The sequence below is a fragment of the Micromonospora sp. CPCC 206061 genome (assembly GCF_036906915.1).
Classification (GTDB): domain Bacteria; phylum Actinomycetota; class Actinomycetes; order Mycobacteriales; family Micromonosporaceae; genus Phytohabitans.
This window is the reverse complement of the sequence record NZ_JBAKHX010000002.1, coordinates 195,158-211,877: the sequence shown is the minus strand read 5'-3', so window position 1 is coordinate 211,877 and position 16,720 is coordinate 195,158. Positions and strand designations below refer to the sequence as shown.

At 65.5% G+C, this 16,720-nt stretch carries 16 protein-coding genes; 7 read left to right on the top strand and 9 right to left on the bottom strand.

All coding sequences use genetic code 11. The features are described 5' to 3' along the window. The 8 genes from V6V89_RS03300 to V6V89_RS03265 all read right to left on the bottom strand — a co-directional run. The coding region (locus tag V6V89_RS03300) for a cytochrome P450 (RefSeq protein WP_334617404.1) at positions 1–775 on the bottom strand (775 nt) is incomplete at its 3' end. 14 nt (positions 776–789) lie between these two features. Next, entirely contained in the window at positions 790–1,776 is a 987-nt protein-coding gene (locus V6V89_RS03295) for a methyltransferase (RefSeq protein ID WP_334617403.1), read from the bottom strand. A gap of 17 nt (positions 1,777–1,793) precedes the next feature. Beyond that, the gene (locus tag V6V89_RS03290) at positions 1,794–4,334 is read right to left on the bottom strand and encodes a RiPP maturation radical SAM C-methyltransferase (protein WP_334617402.1); all 2,541 of its coding nucleotides are present in this window, start codon (positions 4,332–4,334) and stop codon (positions 1,794–1,796) included. Beyond that, positions 4,325–6,274, bottom strand: coding sequence for a B12-binding domain-containing radical SAM protein (locus V6V89_RS03285; RefSeq protein WP_334617401.1), 1,950 nt, complete (start codon positions 6,272–6,274; stop codon positions 4,325–4,327). The genes V6V89_RS03290 and V6V89_RS03285 overlap by 10 nt, the downstream gene beginning before the upstream one ends. A 112-nt stretch (positions 6,275–6,386) precedes the next feature. Next, positions 6,387–6,563 (bottom strand): hypothetical protein, encoded by a 177-nt coding sequence (locus tag V6V89_RS03280; protein ID WP_334617400.1) that lies wholly within the window; start codon positions 6,561–6,563, stop codon positions 6,387–6,389. A 632-nt stretch (positions 6,564–7,195) separates the two neighbouring features. Further along, a complete protein-coding gene (locus V6V89_RS03275; protein ID WP_334617399.1) occupies positions 7,196–8,092 on the bottom strand; it encodes a helix-turn-helix domain-containing protein in 897 nt (298 codons plus the stop codon). A gap of 678 nt (positions 8,093–8,770) precedes the next feature. Then, positions 8,771–9,019 (bottom strand): hypothetical protein, encoded by a 249-nt coding sequence (locus V6V89_RS03270; RefSeq protein WP_334617398.1) that lies wholly within the window; start codon positions 9,017–9,019, stop codon positions 8,771–8,773. 477 nt (positions 9,020–9,496) lie between these two features. After that, entirely contained in the window at positions 9,497–9,970 is a 474-nt protein-coding gene (locus tag V6V89_RS03265) for a nitroreductase family deazaflavin-dependent oxidoreductase (RefSeq protein WP_334617397.1), read from the bottom strand. Between the two features lie 251 nt (positions 9,971–10,221). On the opposite strand from V6V89_RS03265, the gene V6V89_RS03260 reads away from it, so the two are divergent. The 6 genes from V6V89_RS03260 to V6V89_RS03235 all read left to right on the top strand — a co-directional run bounded on the left by V6V89_RS03260 (position 10,222) and on the right by V6V89_RS03235 (position 15,811). Then, complete coding sequence (locus V6V89_RS03260; RefSeq protein WP_442935055.1) at positions 10,222–10,407, top strand: hypothetical protein; 186 nt, start codon at positions 10,222–10,224, stop codon at positions 10,405–10,407. 9 nt (positions 10,408–10,416) lie between these two features. Then, positions 10,417–10,992, top strand: coding sequence for a hypothetical protein (locus V6V89_RS03255; RefSeq protein WP_334617396.1), 576 nt, complete (start codon positions 10,417–10,419; stop codon positions 10,990–10,992). A gap of 102 nt (positions 10,993–11,094) precedes the next feature. Continuing rightward, positions 11,095–11,901, top strand: a complete 807-nt coding sequence (locus V6V89_RS03250; protein ID WP_334617395.1) for a hypothetical protein — start codon at positions 11,095–11,097, stop codon at positions 11,899–11,901. Between the two features lie 10 nt (positions 11,902–11,911). After that, positions 11,912–13,819 (top strand): fumarate reductase/succinate dehydrogenase flavoprotein subunit, encoded by a 1,908-nt coding sequence (locus tag V6V89_RS03245; protein WP_334617394.1) that lies wholly within the window; start codon positions 11,912–11,914, stop codon positions 13,817–13,819. Beyond that, positions 13,820–14,857, top strand: a complete 1,038-nt coding sequence (locus tag V6V89_RS03240; protein WP_334617393.1) for a succinate dehydrogenase/fumarate reductase iron-sulfur subunit — start codon at positions 13,820–13,822, stop codon at positions 14,855–14,857. It begins immediately after the preceding gene. Between the two features lie 162 nt (positions 14,858–15,019). Next, on the top strand, positions 15,020–15,811 hold the full coding sequence (locus V6V89_RS03235) for a GH12 family glycosyl hydrolase domain-containing protein (RefSeq protein ID WP_334617392.1): 792 nt from the start codon (positions 15,020–15,022) through the stop codon (positions 15,809–15,811). On the opposite strand, the gene V6V89_RS03230 is transcribed toward V6V89_RS03235, so the two are convergent. Then, the gene (locus tag V6V89_RS03230) at positions 15,797–16,195 is read right to left on the bottom strand and encodes a (deoxy)nucleoside triphosphate pyrophosphohydrolase (protein ID WP_334617416.1); all 399 of its coding nucleotides are present in this window, start codon (positions 16,193–16,195) and stop codon (positions 15,797–15,799) included. The two genes, V6V89_RS03235 and V6V89_RS03230, sit on opposite strands and share 15 nt — an antisense overlap. Positions 16,196–16,407: 212 nt before the next feature. On the opposite strand from V6V89_RS03230, the gene V6V89_RS03225 reads away from it, so the two are divergent. Beyond that, positions 16,408–16,719, top strand: coding sequence for a 4a-hydroxytetrahydrobiopterin dehydratase (locus V6V89_RS03225; protein WP_334617415.1), 312 nt, complete (start codon positions 16,408–16,410; stop codon positions 16,717–16,719). Position 16,720: the final 1 nt, after the last annotated feature.

The following is a 16,720-nucleotide window of genomic DNA, read 5'->3' as shown; positions in this document are numbered from 1 at the left end:
CGGCCCGGACCCGGTCCTGCACCTCGGGAAACGCGTCCAGGCAAAGGACGGTGTTGCCGAGCATCATGAAGGTATTGAGGTGTCCGGCAATCAACAGGGCAGATGCGAAGTTGACCGCCTGATCGTCGGTCAGTGGCGATTCGACCAGCGCGGTAAGCAGATCCTCGCGCGGCCTCTTGCGGCGCTCTGCAGCATGTTCAGCGACATAGGCCCGGAATTGCAGCAAGCTGTCCGCGTGCTTTTCGACCTCCTGCTCCCGCTCCGCACTTTGTTCGAGTTGCGAGGGCTCATGGTCACGCTCGAACATCCCAGCGCCCCACTTCTGGAACAGATCGCGGTCCTCCCTGGGGATGCCGAGCATGTCACAGACCACGATGGACGGCAGCGGGAATGCCAAGACCTCGACAAAATCCATCCAGTCCGTGTCGACCTGATCGAGCAGTTCGTTGGTAAGAGCCGCGATCTGGGGTTCAAGACCGGCCACGACCTTAGGGGCGAACGCACCACTAATCAACTTCCGTAGTTTGGTGTGCTCGGGAGGGTCCATCAGGGTGATCATCCCGTCCATGGACACGTCCTTGCCCTCGATCCTGGGCCGGCGATGTTCGGGAGTGATCCGCAGAACATCGGAGGAGAACGTTCCGGGATCAGCCAGGATCGCCTGCACCTCCGGATAGCCGTAGACATGCCAGAGGCCCGCCGACTCGTCAAAACGGACCGGCTTCTCAGGCCGCTCTCCGCGCAGCCAAAACTGCGTCTTGTGACTCTTCCACATAGGACTCTCCTCCCTCAGCTTTCCAGTTCCAGGATGGTCCAGTCGCCCACCACGAGGAGTGACTCCAACGACAGGCCGACGTCCGCCGCCACATCACGGACATGTGCAGCGGTGCGCTCCCTGCCACCGAAGTAGACCAACATGCGAAGGTCACTTTCCGTTGCCACGGCGACATCGGCAACCAACTCGTCGATGACTATGACTTTCCCGCCAGCCCCCGACGCCTCGGCGCACCGGCTCAGGATGGTCCGCAGGTCCGCATCGCTCCAGTTGCTTTGAATCCGTGACAGGACGTATCCGCCGGCGCCGCGCGGCAGCGGTTCGAAGAAGCTCCCGGCGACCACGTTCGCTCGTTCGCTCAGTCCGGCTTCCTGGAGGGTGCGCTTCGCGGGTTCGGGTGAACGATCCACCACTGTGCCCCGTAGCGCGGGGTGCGCTCGCAGCAAAGCCACGAGAAGTGTTCCGTCGCCGCCACCGATGTCGACCACCTCGCCGAGCGCCGCCCAGTCATATGCCTGCGCGACTTCACGCGCCCTTCGCTCCATTCCACGGGCCAACGCGGCATCGAACTGGGCACTCCACGATGGATTCCCGTCGAGATCCTCCCAGAAGGTCCTGCCGTACTGAGCGGTGTAAGCGACTTCGCCGGTCATCACCGTTTCAAGAAGCCGGGTGAACGACATTTCGGCCCGCCCCAGCGCGCTACCCAGGTCCAACCATGGCGGCGTGGCACCGGGGCCACTCTCGACGAGCATCTGTTCGCCCAGCGGCGTCAAACTGAATGCACCGAGATCATCTCGGTGGAACAGCCCGACAGATACCAGGTGGAGAAGCACTCGCTCCAACAGGTCGGCCTTGGCGTCCACATCATCGGCCAGTTCCTTGATCAACCGCCGCCCCGCCGCTATCCGGTGGGCGATGCGCAGAGTGACGGCAACTCTGACGGCCATCGGTGTTGCTAAATCGGCCAGGTCCTTCAACGTGATATCGGAATTGGACATTCGGCCCCTTTGAAGCGTCACCGTACGACTGGCCATCGAGTGATACGAGCGGGCATCCACCACAAGAGTTCATTGATTCGGTGAACCAGGCCTGCCTGGATGAACGCCTCGATCTCCGCCGTTCCGAAGTCCGAACGGGTGGCGCCTCTGAGCAGCGAAGCCAACTTCTCCTCCTGCGTTTTACGCATGAGGATGCGTCGTTGCGTTCCGCGCCGCGAGTCGACGATTTCGATGAACCCCGCGCCACGCCGGTAGCCGCATTTGTTCATGTGCCAGGAGCGGCGCCACTGATCGAGAATGGCAGCACCGTCGTCTCCGGCCAGGGAACGCGGAGGATACAGATGACTGAACAGCTGCCATTGCCCGGCTTCGGGGCCGAGATCCAACTCCCAGTCGACCGAGATCCCGCGACCGGTGAACTCCCTCACATGCGTAAGCATGCGGACGTTCTCGCGTTCGCGGGTCTGGTCCGCCTGGCCGATGACGACCGGACCGGGCAGAGCGACATGGAGCGCACCTTTTGCGAACAGGTCCGACGCGATCTGGACGGGATCATCCGCATACCGCACCTCGCCTAGATACATGTCGTCGTCCGCCAGGGCCCCGTCGTCCCGCCCCCGCCAGCACCGCAGCGTCGTCCGTACGTCGGTCTCGGGTGCTCGTCCCGTGCGCTGGAGTAGGGCGGGCACCAAGGCCGGGGCGTCGTCGCCGACCACGCAACGCATCAGGTCCTGGTTGGCGTCGTGCGGCACGACATGAACGACCTGATCGGCGTCCTCGAAAAGCAGGCCCAACATGCGCCACTCGTGAAGGAGTGTCGACACCTCGGCTGCGGTGACGCGATGGACCCCGGCGAGAAGCTTGCTCGTCAGCGCCGCTCGCGTATGTGGTTGGTCCAGCAGCCGAAAAGCCGCAATCTCCCAGGGCTCGTCGATCCGCAAGGTACGCCAGGCGAAACCGGGCCGAGTATTGCTCAGAACGATGGAGCCACCCAGGTCACATTGGGTCAACCGGCCTTGAGCGAACTCGTGTTGCCAGGTATCCACCGCCTTCTCCAGTCGTTTTCCATGCTCGACTGATATGCCCCGGTGCGCGGTGTCGAAGACATAGGCCAGGTCGCGCAGCTCTGCCTCCGGAAGATCGTAGATCACCGCGTAATGAGCCGCGGGTCGCAAGTTGTCGAAGCCGAGATCCGGACGGTTGAAGTAAGGGCTGAAGCGTTCGATGGCTATGCGGGTGGCCGCGTCCGGCGGCTGGAGGTGTTGAAGAGCTGGAAACTGACCTATCGCTTCGTCGTAATCCTGTTCTGTCTCGCCCGGAAAACCGTAGAGGTAGTTCCAGGCGACGCTGAGGCCGACTGATTCGGCATCTCGCAACATGCGGACGTTGTGGCAGCCCGATACGCCTTTGTCCATGAGCCGCAGAACATGGCTGCTGAGATTTTCGATGCCGGGTTGCACGTAGTAAATGCCGGCGGCGACGAGAGCTGCCAGCTGTTCCCGGCGCATGTTTGATTTGATCTCGTAGCTGATCCGGAAGTCGTATCCGGTCGCCGCCAGCTTTGGTACGGCCGACCGCAGATAACTCATATCCATGATGTTGTCGGCAACTGCGACATTGAGCACCTGGTGCCGTTCGGCCATCGCGCAGATTTCGGTGACGAACTCGTCCGGGCCTTTGCTGCGGAATTCCATGAAGGAGCCGTTGAGTCCGCAGAAGGTGCAATGGTGCTTCTGCCCCCACCAGCAGCCGCGCGAGCTCTCGGCCACCAGGTGGGGTTCGGCCCAGGAGCCCGCGCGGGACTTCGCGTGTTGCTCGAAGTAGTCGGTGTAGTCGGGCGTCACCAGGGCTGAAGCCGGCAGGGGCGCCGCCAGCATGGCGTTGGCATGTGATGTTCCCGCTGCGTCGCGCCAGCAGAGACCGGGAATGTCGATGGGCTCCGACTTGTCGGCGAGGCAGGTGAGGAGCCGGGTGAAGGACACCTCACCTTCGCCACGGTTGACATAGTCGACGAACGGGAAGCAGCGGTGAAGCGCGGCGCCCTGCGGGCCATCGCAATTGCCTCCGCCGAGCACCGTTACGACCTCCGGTGCCATCTGCTTGATGAGCTTGGCGGCGGCGAGCACGGCACTGTTCTGCGCGAACGTCGTAGAGAATCCGACGACGTCGGGCCGGTCGTGGAGGATGCGGCCGACAAGTTCGGCGACATACTCGGGAGCCAGGGCATGCAACTGTCGCCCCAATGCGAGCATTTCCTCGCTGACCGACCCGGCGACGAGATCGGCGAACTCTTCGTTTCGCCATTGCTGATCCCCGTACAGTGCCGAGGAGAAGATCCATTCGCTGAAGCCGGTGAAGTAGGAGGTCCAGCAGAAATTGTGCTGCTCCGGCGTCACGCCAACCCGTTCCGTAATCCAGTCCAGAAAGTCCAGATTGGCGTGCACGGTCTCGATCCGACTGGCCGGGAACTCGTCAGTGACGCGTTGCCTCAGGATCCCCAGAGCCAAGGACGGGAATTGAATGGAGGCCCAAGGCATATTGATCAATTTTACGTACACCAAGCGACTCCTTCACACTGAAGACCGACGTTCGGAATTTGTTCGTCCGCCACGACGCCGAGGTCCGCAGCAAGAAGTTGACCGAGCAGCGACCTGCCCGGCTCGGTGTTGGCAATCAGAACTCCGCCCCGCTCGACGGCCTGCGACACATGCCGTTTCGGCAGCTGATATACCTTCTCCCGGATCGGATCTGCCACCAGGAGGACCGTGGCGTCCGGACTCAGTCGATTCGGCGCGGATCGGATCCAAGGGTGCGGACGCAGCGCAGCGAGGGGTTCCGCAGCGGATTCGGCCGGCGCGCCGATGATGGTGGAGATGCGACTCACCGTGGCCTTCACCCGTTGCAGGGCGTCGGTACGTCGAAGTCCGCCAATCACCGCGTGGCGTACCCCGACCCGGCCGCTCAGATAATTAAGCTCCCGGTTATCGGCAAAGCGCGCGGAGGCGTCCAGAACCACCCCGAAGTCTCGCGGATCGGCGCTGAGTCGGGTGCCGGGCTCGGCTATCAGCAGTTCGACCACGTCGACGCCGAAACGGCCGCGGTTCCGTTCAAGAAAACGGACGGACGCTTCATGCTCGTCCTCAGTCTCGTCCAAGAGCCCGCCCATTATGGAAAAATTGATGCGAATATTCACCGCCGCAAGGTTGTCCATAATCGTCTGGAAGTCAGCAGCCTCGACACCTTTGTCCAGCTTGTCGAGCAGTCGCTGCGAAACCCCTTCGTAGCCGATCGCCATTCCGTCGCAACCCAGTTCGGCCAGTTCCTTGCAGAAGTTCGGGTCGAGCAGCACCGGTTCCAGCCGGTTCCGGGTGTTGAAGTGAACCTCCAGGCCTCTTCCCCGCACCAGTCGCATGGCCTTGACGACCAGTCGCAGATTCGAATTCTCGTCGACGATGGTGACGAATCTGATTCCGGTACTTCGGACGGTTTCGCAGATCGCGTCCGCGAGTTGCCCCGGGGAGGCCTGTTGATATGCGCCGTGGTCAAGTGACCGGTTGCCATAGGAGCAGAAGATGCAGCGGCCCCAGTAACACCCGACGCAGGAGACCACGGACACGGCTGCGCTCTCCGTCAGGTAGGACAGCACCTTCAGTCCGTCGTAGTCGGGCGCACCCAGGTCCTTGAAATGCAGAGTGGGCGCTCGGCCGGGGGCGGTCGCCCCTCCGGTGCTCACCCACCTCATTCCCGGCACGTCATGCCGTACTGCCGTTCCCGTGAGATGAGCGAGCCAGCGTTCGAGCGGTTCTTCGCCCGCCGTGATGCACAGGGCATCCACCGCGGTGCGGACCGAAGCCATCCCCGCCAGGTCGTCATGTCGCAGCATGACCTGTTGTCCGCCGAGGCAGATGCGCACGCCGGGGCTCAGCCGACGGACCCACAGCGCAATCAGCAGTGCGGGCAGCAACTGGCTGAAGAAGGGGACGGAAATGCCGACGGCCCGCGGAACAGACTGGTCAAGTGCATCCGTCAGCAGGTCGCGCAGTGTTCGAGTGGCGACATCGAGCGATCCGACCTCGGCTTCGGACAGCCGCAGCGCCTCCTCGTCAAGCGCATCAAAGGCGTCCCACACGCGTGACAGCGCCGAGCGTTGCAGGATGAGCCGGGTCGACCGCCGGGCCAACTCCACCGCCCGCGTGGCGCCGAGGGTATGGGCCGGGTGCTTCCTGAGGACGAAGTCACGAAGCTCCCCGCGAAACTGAAGCGCGGCGTCGGCAACGGCCGCCTGATACCAGCTGTGCACGTCGTGCGCCTCATCAAGGCCGCGCACCTCGTGCGTGAGAGCCGGACCGTCGAGCAGCCGATGAATCATCTCGATGCCCAGGTCGACCTGGTGCGCGCTGTAGCCGGACCGGCGAACATGACCGGCGAGGTACGGCAGGCTGAGATACGGAAAGAAGGTCGCTTCCGACATTGGCGGGAGTAGCAGCAGAAGATCCACGCCATCCGTCCAGGTCTGGGTCGTATCCCTATTCCCGCGCTCCGGCGCCTCCGTTCTTTCTTGGCGGCGCCGGAGCTTACGGCTGGATTCTGAGTTCTCGCCGGCTGGTTAATCAGCGAGAGCCGGGGGCAGCCTCCCGGGCAGCGGAGCGCTCCGCACTGCGAACTTCACCAATTGCATTGTCCGCGTTCTGGGTGAGGTAGTTGTACTTGACCGCAGTGGCGCCGTTGACCTGCGATTCACCCATCTCCGTTACGTGCAGTTCGCCGAGCGTGTCGTTGTTTTTCATGAGACCTCCTTGCGATAGGTTACCCGAAGTCCGACGTGGACTCGAGATTGCTGCAAATGGCAGGAAGGATCCGACGAAATATCAAACTCTCATTGATCACGTTGACGGATAGGGTGACCGGCAAGCCGCAATCGGCGCTGTCAGTAGTCGCTTCATACGGACTCGTTCCCTGACGCCTACCGGATAGTCAAGACCACCGTCGGTCAGAAGAACAGGAGATTGACCGGCAACTAACCTGCAACTCACTGGCAGTTTGATCGGCAACTTCAGCAGCACGTCCTCCTCCCGCCGGCCCGGATGCGCGGCGAACCACCACATGAGGGGCCAGGTCCGCATGGCACAGTTGCCTCGGTCGACTTCGTCGACACCCATAGCCGCCCGCGACCTGCGTTGCCGGCACTCGACGGCGAACATCCACGCCGCCCGCATCCGTACCTGTTCCCGCTTGACCCGCCCGGCTGCGGACAGACCACCACTACCGGCGTGCCTCATACCGCCGGCACTGAACCACCCTCATCGACGCTCACGCCGACACGCCGCATGTGACCAGCCAGACCCGGACCCAGCCCTTCAACCGCTGTACGACGGGGCGCTCCGCGGCGCCAGTCCGACGGTAGTGCGCGTTTGCCCAGTCAACCCGCGAGCAGTAGTGCCTCGTCGAAGTCCGGGACGTCGATCGTCCAGACGCCGTCGCAGAGCGCGAGTCGGCGCGGTGTGATCACGATCAGCGCGCACATACCGATCGCCGGAAGGATCGGCCGAAGGCAGGCGCCGTCCGCGACGTTGTCCAGCACCAGCAGGGCGCGATGGGTGTGCAGGGCGTAGCGTAGTCGGCTAGTCCAGTCGCGAGCTGTCTCAGCACCGGCGGGGGTCGCGTTGTTGATCGAACAGGTCGCCCTGGTCTCAGCGGTGATACCGAGTACCCGCGCCAACCGCAGCAGGAAGCTGGTGGGGTCGTTCGAACAGGCATCGACGTAGAACTGTCCGTCGGGGAAGTGCTGCCGCAGCAGGGAAGCGACATGCACGGCGACGGCCGTCGTGCCACTTCCTGGCGCACCGACCAGTTCGACGACCCGGGATGGGCGGCGAGTGGGCCCGGCCGCCTGTTCCAGCCTGGCCGGCTCCTCAACGAAGATCTGTGCCATCACCTCGCCCAACCGCTCCAACACGTGTTGTGACGGTGGGGCCGATGGCGGCGGGGCCAGCGACCGCACGCCGCCGCCGGATGGGACGACTCGTAGCGGCTCGGTGCGGACCCGGCGCCTCGCCAACCGGCGGAACCTCTCCAGCTGGTCGCCCTCGATCCGCAGCGCCTCGGCCAGCAGCGCGACCGAGCGGTGACGCGGTCGTTTGGTCCGGCCACGTTCGAGGTCGGAAATCGCCCGGATGCTCACGTCAGAGCGCTCCGCCAACTGCTCCTGGGTCAAGCAGGCCCGTTCCCGCAGCGACCGCAGCAGCTGTGCGAATCCGGCCTCCTCCGTGACGTCTCCGACGCCGAAATCACCCGGCCCGAAACCTGTCGTATTCAAGTTTCCCCCCGTGAAAGTTCGAGGTATCCGCCGATGTCACCACGAGGGCATCCGGCCGGCAGATCCAGCCGCGACCGGTAGCCCCGCGATATCGCTAGGAAGCCGCGCCGGAACGCACAGACCCCGCCCACCTCCCCCGGCAAGCCCATCCCCGACGCCTGATGGTCGAACCGGGCCTAGCCCACCTGTCGGCGATGCTCAGCGTGGTGTCGTCGTTGCCGAGGTCAGCAACGACCTCGGACTCGTCGATAGGTGGCTCAACCTCGGCGCGAAGGTAGGCCAACCGCTCGAACGCCCGGTCTAGCTGGCCGGTTCTGTCCTTCTGATTCATGGCGATGTGTCCCCGCGAGTGCTCCACGCCACCGTCAATGTGACGTGTCCGTATTTTCGGCGGACTAATCACGAAAAAGCAACCTCGTCGGATGGTCAGTTTGTCCCCGGGTCGTCTAGACCGTGCCCGCCCGGCGAATGCACGCGGAAGCGTGGCTTCCCGGCGTGCCGCACTCGGCCAACGGCCAACTGGATTCCGCAGCTAATGGGGGTTCTGGGCGACGGATCAGGGCGAACCTGCTGGTCGGCGGTGTGGAACCTGGTGGGATCGGTGTCTCGCCTAACACGCTTGCGAACAAGCTCCTTTGCCTGCCTGGGCAGGTCACTGCGTTCTCGGGTAGTCGCTGGTCACGGCGGTGATGAGGTCGTGCGGCGGCGGTTGGCGCGTCGGGTGGCGCGGGCGATGTTGTGTCGCCGTTGGTTCGGTAGATGTGCACATTTTGGCTGATCGACAGGTTCGCGGATTTTGAAGTTAGCGATGAAAGCCGCCGAGTAAGCCGGATCAGTGACGATCAGGGGCATGGCGTCTCGCTGACCGAGCTTATCGATCAGGCTGACGGCGAAATGAAGCTGCGAACCACCTCCGGTATCCCTCATGCCGGTGGCGCTAAGCCCCACCCGCCGTCGTATGGGCGACCAGCTCCGGTAGCCGTAGCCGTTTCAGCACCACGCGGACAAGTCCGAGGCAACGTCACATTGGCATCTTCGTATTGAAGCTGATGGTACCTGCCGACGCTTTCGCATCGCTCACGCGACACTTACGGATACTGACTGCCTCGCCGGCGCGGCGCGGCCATTGCCTGTTCAAGCTGTGTGCCGGTGAGCCCCGGCGACGACCCGAACGCGCGGGCTCGTCCACAGTGGATGGCACATCGAATGTGGTGCGGGCCACCGTCACCAGATGTCAAGGGTGGACGAGCCCATCCCTCGGGTTCCGCGTAATTCTGGGGTGGGATAGAGCACGGATCAGGGTCTGAGGGTCGCGGCACCTGTTCATCACCGGGGGTGGAAGGTTTCGTCACGGGGATGGGGTCACGGAACTGTTGAAGGCGAAGGCCTAGCTCGGCGGGCCTGTTACGACGACTCATGGCGCCCACCGTCGGTCATGGGATGTAGCCGGACGACAGGGATGTCGCGGGCCGTACGCTGCTGATATTGATCCCACTGGCCGAACACCTCGACCAGGTACGGCCATACCCGCGCCTTCTCTTCCGGCGACAGCGCCTCCGCCCGGGCCGGGAAACGTGCCGTCCCCACGCGGAGCCGTACGTCCGGATCCGCCACGATGCTGTGGTACCACAGCGGATGTTTGTCTGCGCCGCCGTTGGACCCAACGATCAGATATGACCCGGCGTCCCGCGCGTAGATCAGGACGGTACGGTGCCAGCCGCCGCTTCGGCGGCCGCGATAGTCCAGCAGCAGGCACGGCGCACCGCTTGCGATGGTCCCTTCCGTCCCTCCGGACTCCTCGTACAGCCGGGCCTGCTCGGCCACCCACCCGACCGGGCTGATCCTCACCATCTCGTCGGACGCCTTCGACCCGCCCATGTTCCCCCACTTCAACGATCGACGCCGATGCCTCCTGGAGATCGACAGTAGTCCGACTCGCCGATATCGCAAGTCTTGTTCGCATTCGCATGGCGGCCGGGGTGTTGTTCTTCGTACTCCCAGCGCCGCCGTGGGACGGTGGGTTGATGCTCCTGTCGACGGTGGAACGTTGAGCGAGGAGCAGATCGCCCGGGTCGAGGGCGCCGACGGCACCGCGCGGATCGCGTCGGGCCCTGTCCAATGTGGACGGCGTGGTGCGCGCGGCGCGGGCCGCAGCGAAGGCGCGGGCCGGCGCTGGGACGATCGAGCTGCCGCCCGGCCGGTACGAGGTGGTGATGGAGCCGGCCGCCGTGGTCGACGTGCTACAGAACCTGTCGCTCTACGGATTCAACGGCAAGGCGTGCCTCGGGATGACCCGCTGGCCCGACGGTGGTTGACTTAGCCTCGTGACGGACGACGCGCCCACCCCCGCGCCCGCTTCCGAGCCCACAACCGGCGCGGACCGCCGGCGACGGCGGTTCCTAATCATCGCGGGCTCGGTGCTGGCCGTGCTCGTCGTCGCGGTCTGCGTGGGCGGCATCGCGTTCGTCAACGCGATCAGCCGGGTCGCCGACCGGATCGACGAGAGCGAACGGGGCGTGGAGCGCACCGACGCGGCATGCCTGGAACTGGAGCGGCGGCTCAACCGGCTGAGCCCGCCCGGAGCAGCCGCCGACTCGCGGCAGCGCGCCGCGGCCGTACGGGGGGAGAACGCCGCGATCCGCCCGTTCCTGACCGAGCTGGAGCAGATCCGCGAAGACCGGGACGCGCACTGGCGTGACTGGATCGAGTCATGGCGCCAGCTCGTCGATGCCCGGGTCACCTACGCCGACGCGCTCGACCGGGAGGCTGGCGGCGGCGAGCCGGCGTTCTTCGTAGCGCCGCAGGGCCGGCACGGCACACCGGTCGTCGAGCGCCTCACAGACGACTCGCCGGACTCGTGCGGTGGCGCGATCCGGCGTCTGGCCGGCCCCGACCTGTGACCGGACGGCAGTAGGTAGGACTCCCTTGCAGGCCACCCGCACGGCCCGGCGTAACGTGTAGCCGAAAATCGACGCGGTTGCGCCGTTAGGGAGACGTAAAGGATGACCACTACGGCAACGAGGCCGGGAGGGGCGCGCGCTCGCGCCGCTATTGCGGCGAAGACGTTGCGCACCGACAACTGGCGGTTGGCCCCGTTAATCACGGTGGTCGGGCTCGGCGGGTGGGTCGCGTACGCCACCGTCCGGGTCTTCATGCACAAGTGGTACTGGGTCGACGAGTACCACTACCTGACGCCGTTCTACTCGCCCTGCATCACCGACCGGTGCGTGCCCGAGGCGGCGCATTTCGGCACCTACCTGCCCGGCTGGTGGGTGGTGCCAGAGGCGGCGTTCAGCCTGCCGTTCCTGCTGCTGTTCCGGCTGACCTGCTACTACTACCGGAAGGCCTACTACCGGTCCTTCTGGGCGTCGCCGCCGGCCTGTGCGGTGCCGGACGGCCACAAGACCTACAGCGGCGAGACGCGTTTCCCGCTAATCTTCCAGAACGCCCACCGCTATGCGTTCTACGCCGCCGGCATCATCTCGGTGATCAACACGTACGACGCGATCCTGGCGTTCCACAGCCCTGAGGGCTTCGGCTTCGGGCTCGGCAACGTGATCCTCGTCCTCAACGTGGTGATGCTGTGGGCATACACGCTGTCGTGCCACTCCTGCCGCCACATCGCCGGCGGGCGGCTCAAGCACTTCTCCAGGCACCCGGTGCGCTACCGGTTCTGGACGTTCGTGTCGAAGCTGAACGTCCGGCACATGCAGCTCGCCTGGATCACGCTGGGCACGCTCGCGCTGACCGACTTCTACATCATGGCACTCGCCGCCGGCTGGTTCGGCGACCTGCGGTTCATCAACTGAGGGCACTGATATGGCTACCCGAATTGAACGACACCACTACGACGTCGTCGTCATCGGCGCCGGCGGTGCCGGCCTGCGCGCCGCGATCGAAGCTCGGCTCGCCGGCAAGAAGACCGCGATCATCTCCAAGTCGCTGTTCGGCAAGGCGCACACCGTCATGGCCGAGGGCGGCGCGGCTGCCGCGATGGGCAACGTCAACAGCAAAGACAACTGGATGGTGCACTTCCGCGACACCATGCGTGGAGGGAAGTTCCTCAACAACTTCCGGATGGCCGAGCTGCACGCCAAGGAGTCGCCCAGCCGGATCTGGGAGCTGGAGACCTACGGCGCGCTGTTCGACCGCACCAATGACGGCAAGATCTCGCAGCGCAACTTCGGCGGCCACGAGTACCCGCGGCTGGCGCACGTCGGCGACCGCACGGGCCTGGAGCTGATCCGCACGCTGCAGCAGAAGATCGTCTCGCTGCAGCAGGAGGACAAGCGCGAGTTCGGCGACTACGACGCCCGCATCCGGGTCTTCGCCGAGACCACGATCACCGAGCTGCTGCTGGACGGCAACAAGGTCGCCGGCGCGTTCGGGTACTACCGGGAGTCCGGCGAGTTCGTGCTCTTCGAGGCGCCGGCGATCGTGCTCGCCACCGGCGGCGTCGGCAAGTCGTACAAGGTGACCTCGAACTCCTGGGAGTACACCGGCGACGGGCACGCGCTCGCGCTGCGGTCCGGCGCCACGCTCATCAACATGGAGTTCCTCCAGTTCCACCCGACCGGCATGGTGTGGCCGCCCTCGGTCAAGGGCATCCTGGTCACCGAGTCGGTGCGCGGTGACGGTGGCGTGCTGAAGAACTCGGACGGCAAGCGGTTCATGTTCGACTACGTCCCCGACGTCTTCCGCAAGCAGTACGCGGAGACCGAGGAGGAGGCGGACCGCTGGTACACCGATCCGGACAACAACCGGCGCCCACCGGAGCTGCTGCCTCGCGACGAGGTGGCCCGAGCCATCAACTCCGAGGTCAAGGCGGGCCGCGGCTCCCCCGCCGGCGGCGTCTTCCTCGACGTCTCCACCCGCATGCCCGCCGAGGTCATCCGCAAGCGGCTGCCGTCGATGTACCACCAGTTCAAGGAACTGGCCGACGTCGACATCACGAAGCAGGCGATGGAGGTCGGGCCGACCTGCCACTACGTGATGGGCGGTGTCGAAGTCGACCCCGACACGGCCGCCGCGGCGGGCACCGTGCAAGGCCTGTTCGCGGCCGGCGAGGTGTCCGGCGGTATGCACGGCTCCAACCGGCTGGGCGGCAACTCGCTGAGTGACCTGCTGGTGTTCGGCAAGCGGGCGGGCGAGCACGCGTCGGCGTACGCCGACGCGCTGACCGCACGGCCGAAGGTGTCGACGCACGACCTCGAGACCGCCGTGGAGACCGCCCTGGCCCCGCTGGAGCGCGACGGCGGGGAAAACCCGTACACGCTCCAGCAGGACCTGCAGGCGGTCATGGGCGACCTGGTGGGCATCATCCGCCGCAAGGCCGAGCTCGAAGACTCGCTGGTCCGTCTCGCCGAGCTGCGCGACCGCGTGGCAAAGGTGAGCGCGGCGGGCGGCCGCAAGTACAACCCGGGCTGGCACCTGGCGCTCGACCTGCGCAACATGCTCGTGGTGTCGGAGTGCACGGCCAAGGCGGCGCTGGAGCGCGAGGAGTCGCGCGGCGGCCACACCCGCGAAGACTTCCCCTCGATGCGCCCCGACTGGCGCCGGGTAAACCTGGTCTGCTCGCTCGACGGCGAGAAGGTGCGGCTGGAGCACAAGCCGGTGCCGCGGATGCGTGCCGAGCTGATCCAGCTCTTCGACCGGGCTGAGCTGGCCAAGTACCTGACCGACGAAGAGCTCGCCGAGTTCGACGCGCTGGCTGAGGAGGCTAAGTAGATGGGCGCGAAGCGTCACTTCCGGGTCTGGCGGGGCGACGAGACCGGCGGGGACCTGCAGGACTACCAGGTGGAGGTCAACGAGGGCGAGGTCGTCCTCGACATCATCCACCGGCTCCAGGCCACGCAGACGCCCGACCTCGCCTGCCGGTGGAACTGCAAGGCGGGCAAGTGCGGCTCCTGCTCGATGGAGATCAACGGCATGCCGCGGCTGGGTTGCATGACGCGGATGTCCACGTTCGAGGAGAACGAGACGGTCACCGTCACGCCGCTGCGCACGTTCCCGGTCATCCGTGACCTGGTCACCGACGTGACCTTCAACTACCAGAAGGCGCGCGAGACGCCCGCGTTCGTACCGCCGGAAGGCGTCGCCCCGGGCGAATACCGGATGCAGCAGGTCGACGTGGAGCGCTCGCAGGAATTCCGCAAGTGCATCGAGTGCTTCCTGTGCCAGAACGTGTGCCACGTGGTCCGTGACCACGAGGAGAACAAGAGGGCGTTCTCCGGTCCGCGGTACTTCATCCGCGCCGCCGAGCTCGACATGCACCCGCTGGACGCCAACGCCGACCGCAAGGAGTACGCGCAGGCGTCCATGGGCCTCGGGTACTGCAACATCACCAAGTGCTGCACCGAGGTCTGCCCCGAGCACATCACGATCACAGACAACGCGATCATCCCCATGAAGGAGCGCGTCGTCGACCGCCGGTACGATCCGATCGTGTGGTTGGGACGCAAGATCTTCCGTCGTGATCAGCTGGACGAGACGGGCGCCGTGCCGGCGACCGTGCGTGGCGAGCTGGGTGAGAGTGGTCTGCCGCCGCGCGGCGACCACAGCGACGCGGCGGAGGTGAAGCGCGGCGTCAACTGGCACCGCGAGATCCCACATCCGCAAACCGCGCCGGTGGGCGAGGACGGCAAGCTGCCGATCTCCGAAATCGCGTTCGACCGTGCGGGTGGCCCGTCGCCGTTCGGTGAGGACGTGACGTTCCCGTTGCCGCCCGGCAGCCTGAACTACGCCCACCCCGACCGGGACAAGTAACCACGTATTCGCAGCGCGCGCCCCCTACCAGGGGGCGCGCGTTTATTTTATCGACGCGTATCATCGCCCGGGAGCCGATTCCGGGCGGGTCGCCGAGTGGCAGCGCACCCGCGTCCCGGTGCGTCGCCGCATGCGTCGCACCCGCGCTAGGGAGCTTCGCCAATGAAGCGCGCTCGTCTGCTCACGTTCCTCAGCGTGCTCGTCGCACTCGGCGGGCTCGCTGCCACGTACGGCGTCACCGCCGCCCCTTCCGACACCGCCGAGTCCACACAGCTGTGCCAGGGCACGGTGCGGGCCGACGACAACCGGTACGTCGTGATGTCGAACGTCTGGGGCGCCGAGTCCACGCAGTGCCTTCACGTCGACCCGGGCACCGGGGCGTTCCAGGTGGTCCGCTCGGACCACGACAACGGTGAGAACGTCGCGGCGTACCCAGCCGTCTACTCCGGCTGCCACTGGGGCGACTGCACCGCCAAGAGCGAGCTGCCGGCGCAGGTGTCCAACCTGCGCACCGCGACCAGCAGCTGGAGCTTCAGCCGCAACAACGCGCCCGGCGAGTGGAACGCGGCGTACGACCTCTGGTTCCACACCACCGAAGACGCCAACCGCAGCCCGGACGGCGCCGAGCTGATGATCTGGCTGGACCACACGGCAGGCGCCCGCCCGAAGGGCACGGTGGTCGCACGCGACGTGCCGATCGCCGGCGCAACCTGGGACGTCTCCTACGCCAACTGGGACTGGAACCACGTCGTGTACGTGCGCACCAGCCCCACCACGTGGGTGCGCGACCTCGACCTGCGGGCGTTCACCAGCGACGCGGTGAGCCGCGGGTACATCCGGGACTGGTGGTATCTGAGTGGCGTGGAGGCTGGCTTCGAGCTGTGGCGGGACGGCGACGGGCTGGCCTCACACGGCTTCTCGACGAGGATCCAGTCGGTTTCAGGCCGAGCGTGACAGGTCAAGCAACATAGGGTGCAGTGCTTTGACGATCGGCGCGTCGGCCGGCAGCCAGGCCACGGAGTCCAGCTCGTCCGGGCCGAGCCAGCGCAACTCGGCGTGTTCGAGTGCCTGTGGCTGGGCGTCGCCGAGCAGCCGCGCGGCGTACACACGCAGCACGGCTCGACCGTGCGCGAGGAGAACGTCTTGGCCGACCCGCTCGCCGACGGCGACGAGAATGCCGAGTTCTTCCTCACATTCACGTACGAGCGCCTCGATGTCCGACTCGCCGGGCTCGACCTTGCCGCCTGGAAACTCCCACATTCCGGCTACTTCGGGCGGATCGGAGCGAGCACAGCCCAGTACGCGGCCATTTACGATGATCGCGGCGCCGACGATGATCCTTTGGTTCGCCCGTTCGGTGTGCACGGCCGACCAGCCTTCCAGATCAAATCGAAATTTGGGTACCGGAGCCGTCCTGTAGGACACCAGAAGACGGAATTGTGGGCGTGGACACACCAGCCGGTTAGCGGCAAGACTGGTGGACACCGAACGATGACGAGATGGCGACGATTTGGCCACAAGCCGGCAACGACGCCTGGGAGGTGTGGCGTATGCGTGCTCTGTGGGGCAGCAGGGCGGACCGCGACTATCTCAGCGACGCTCTGACCCTACTGGGCGGCTGGGCTCGCGAGGGTTGCCAGATCAAGCGCACCTTGGTCCTCGATGACGCCCAACACGCTGCGCTCACCGAGCGTATCAAGGTCGTCGCTGATGCGTTGCACATCCGTCCGGAGATCCGGCGCCTCGACGGGCGCACCCAGATCCGGGTGAGCGCCTGCGAGGGCGATGTGATCACCGAGGGCGAGGTCACGCTCGCCGCACGCATCGAAGACGCCTATCGCAAGGTCACCGGCACCGAGTAGC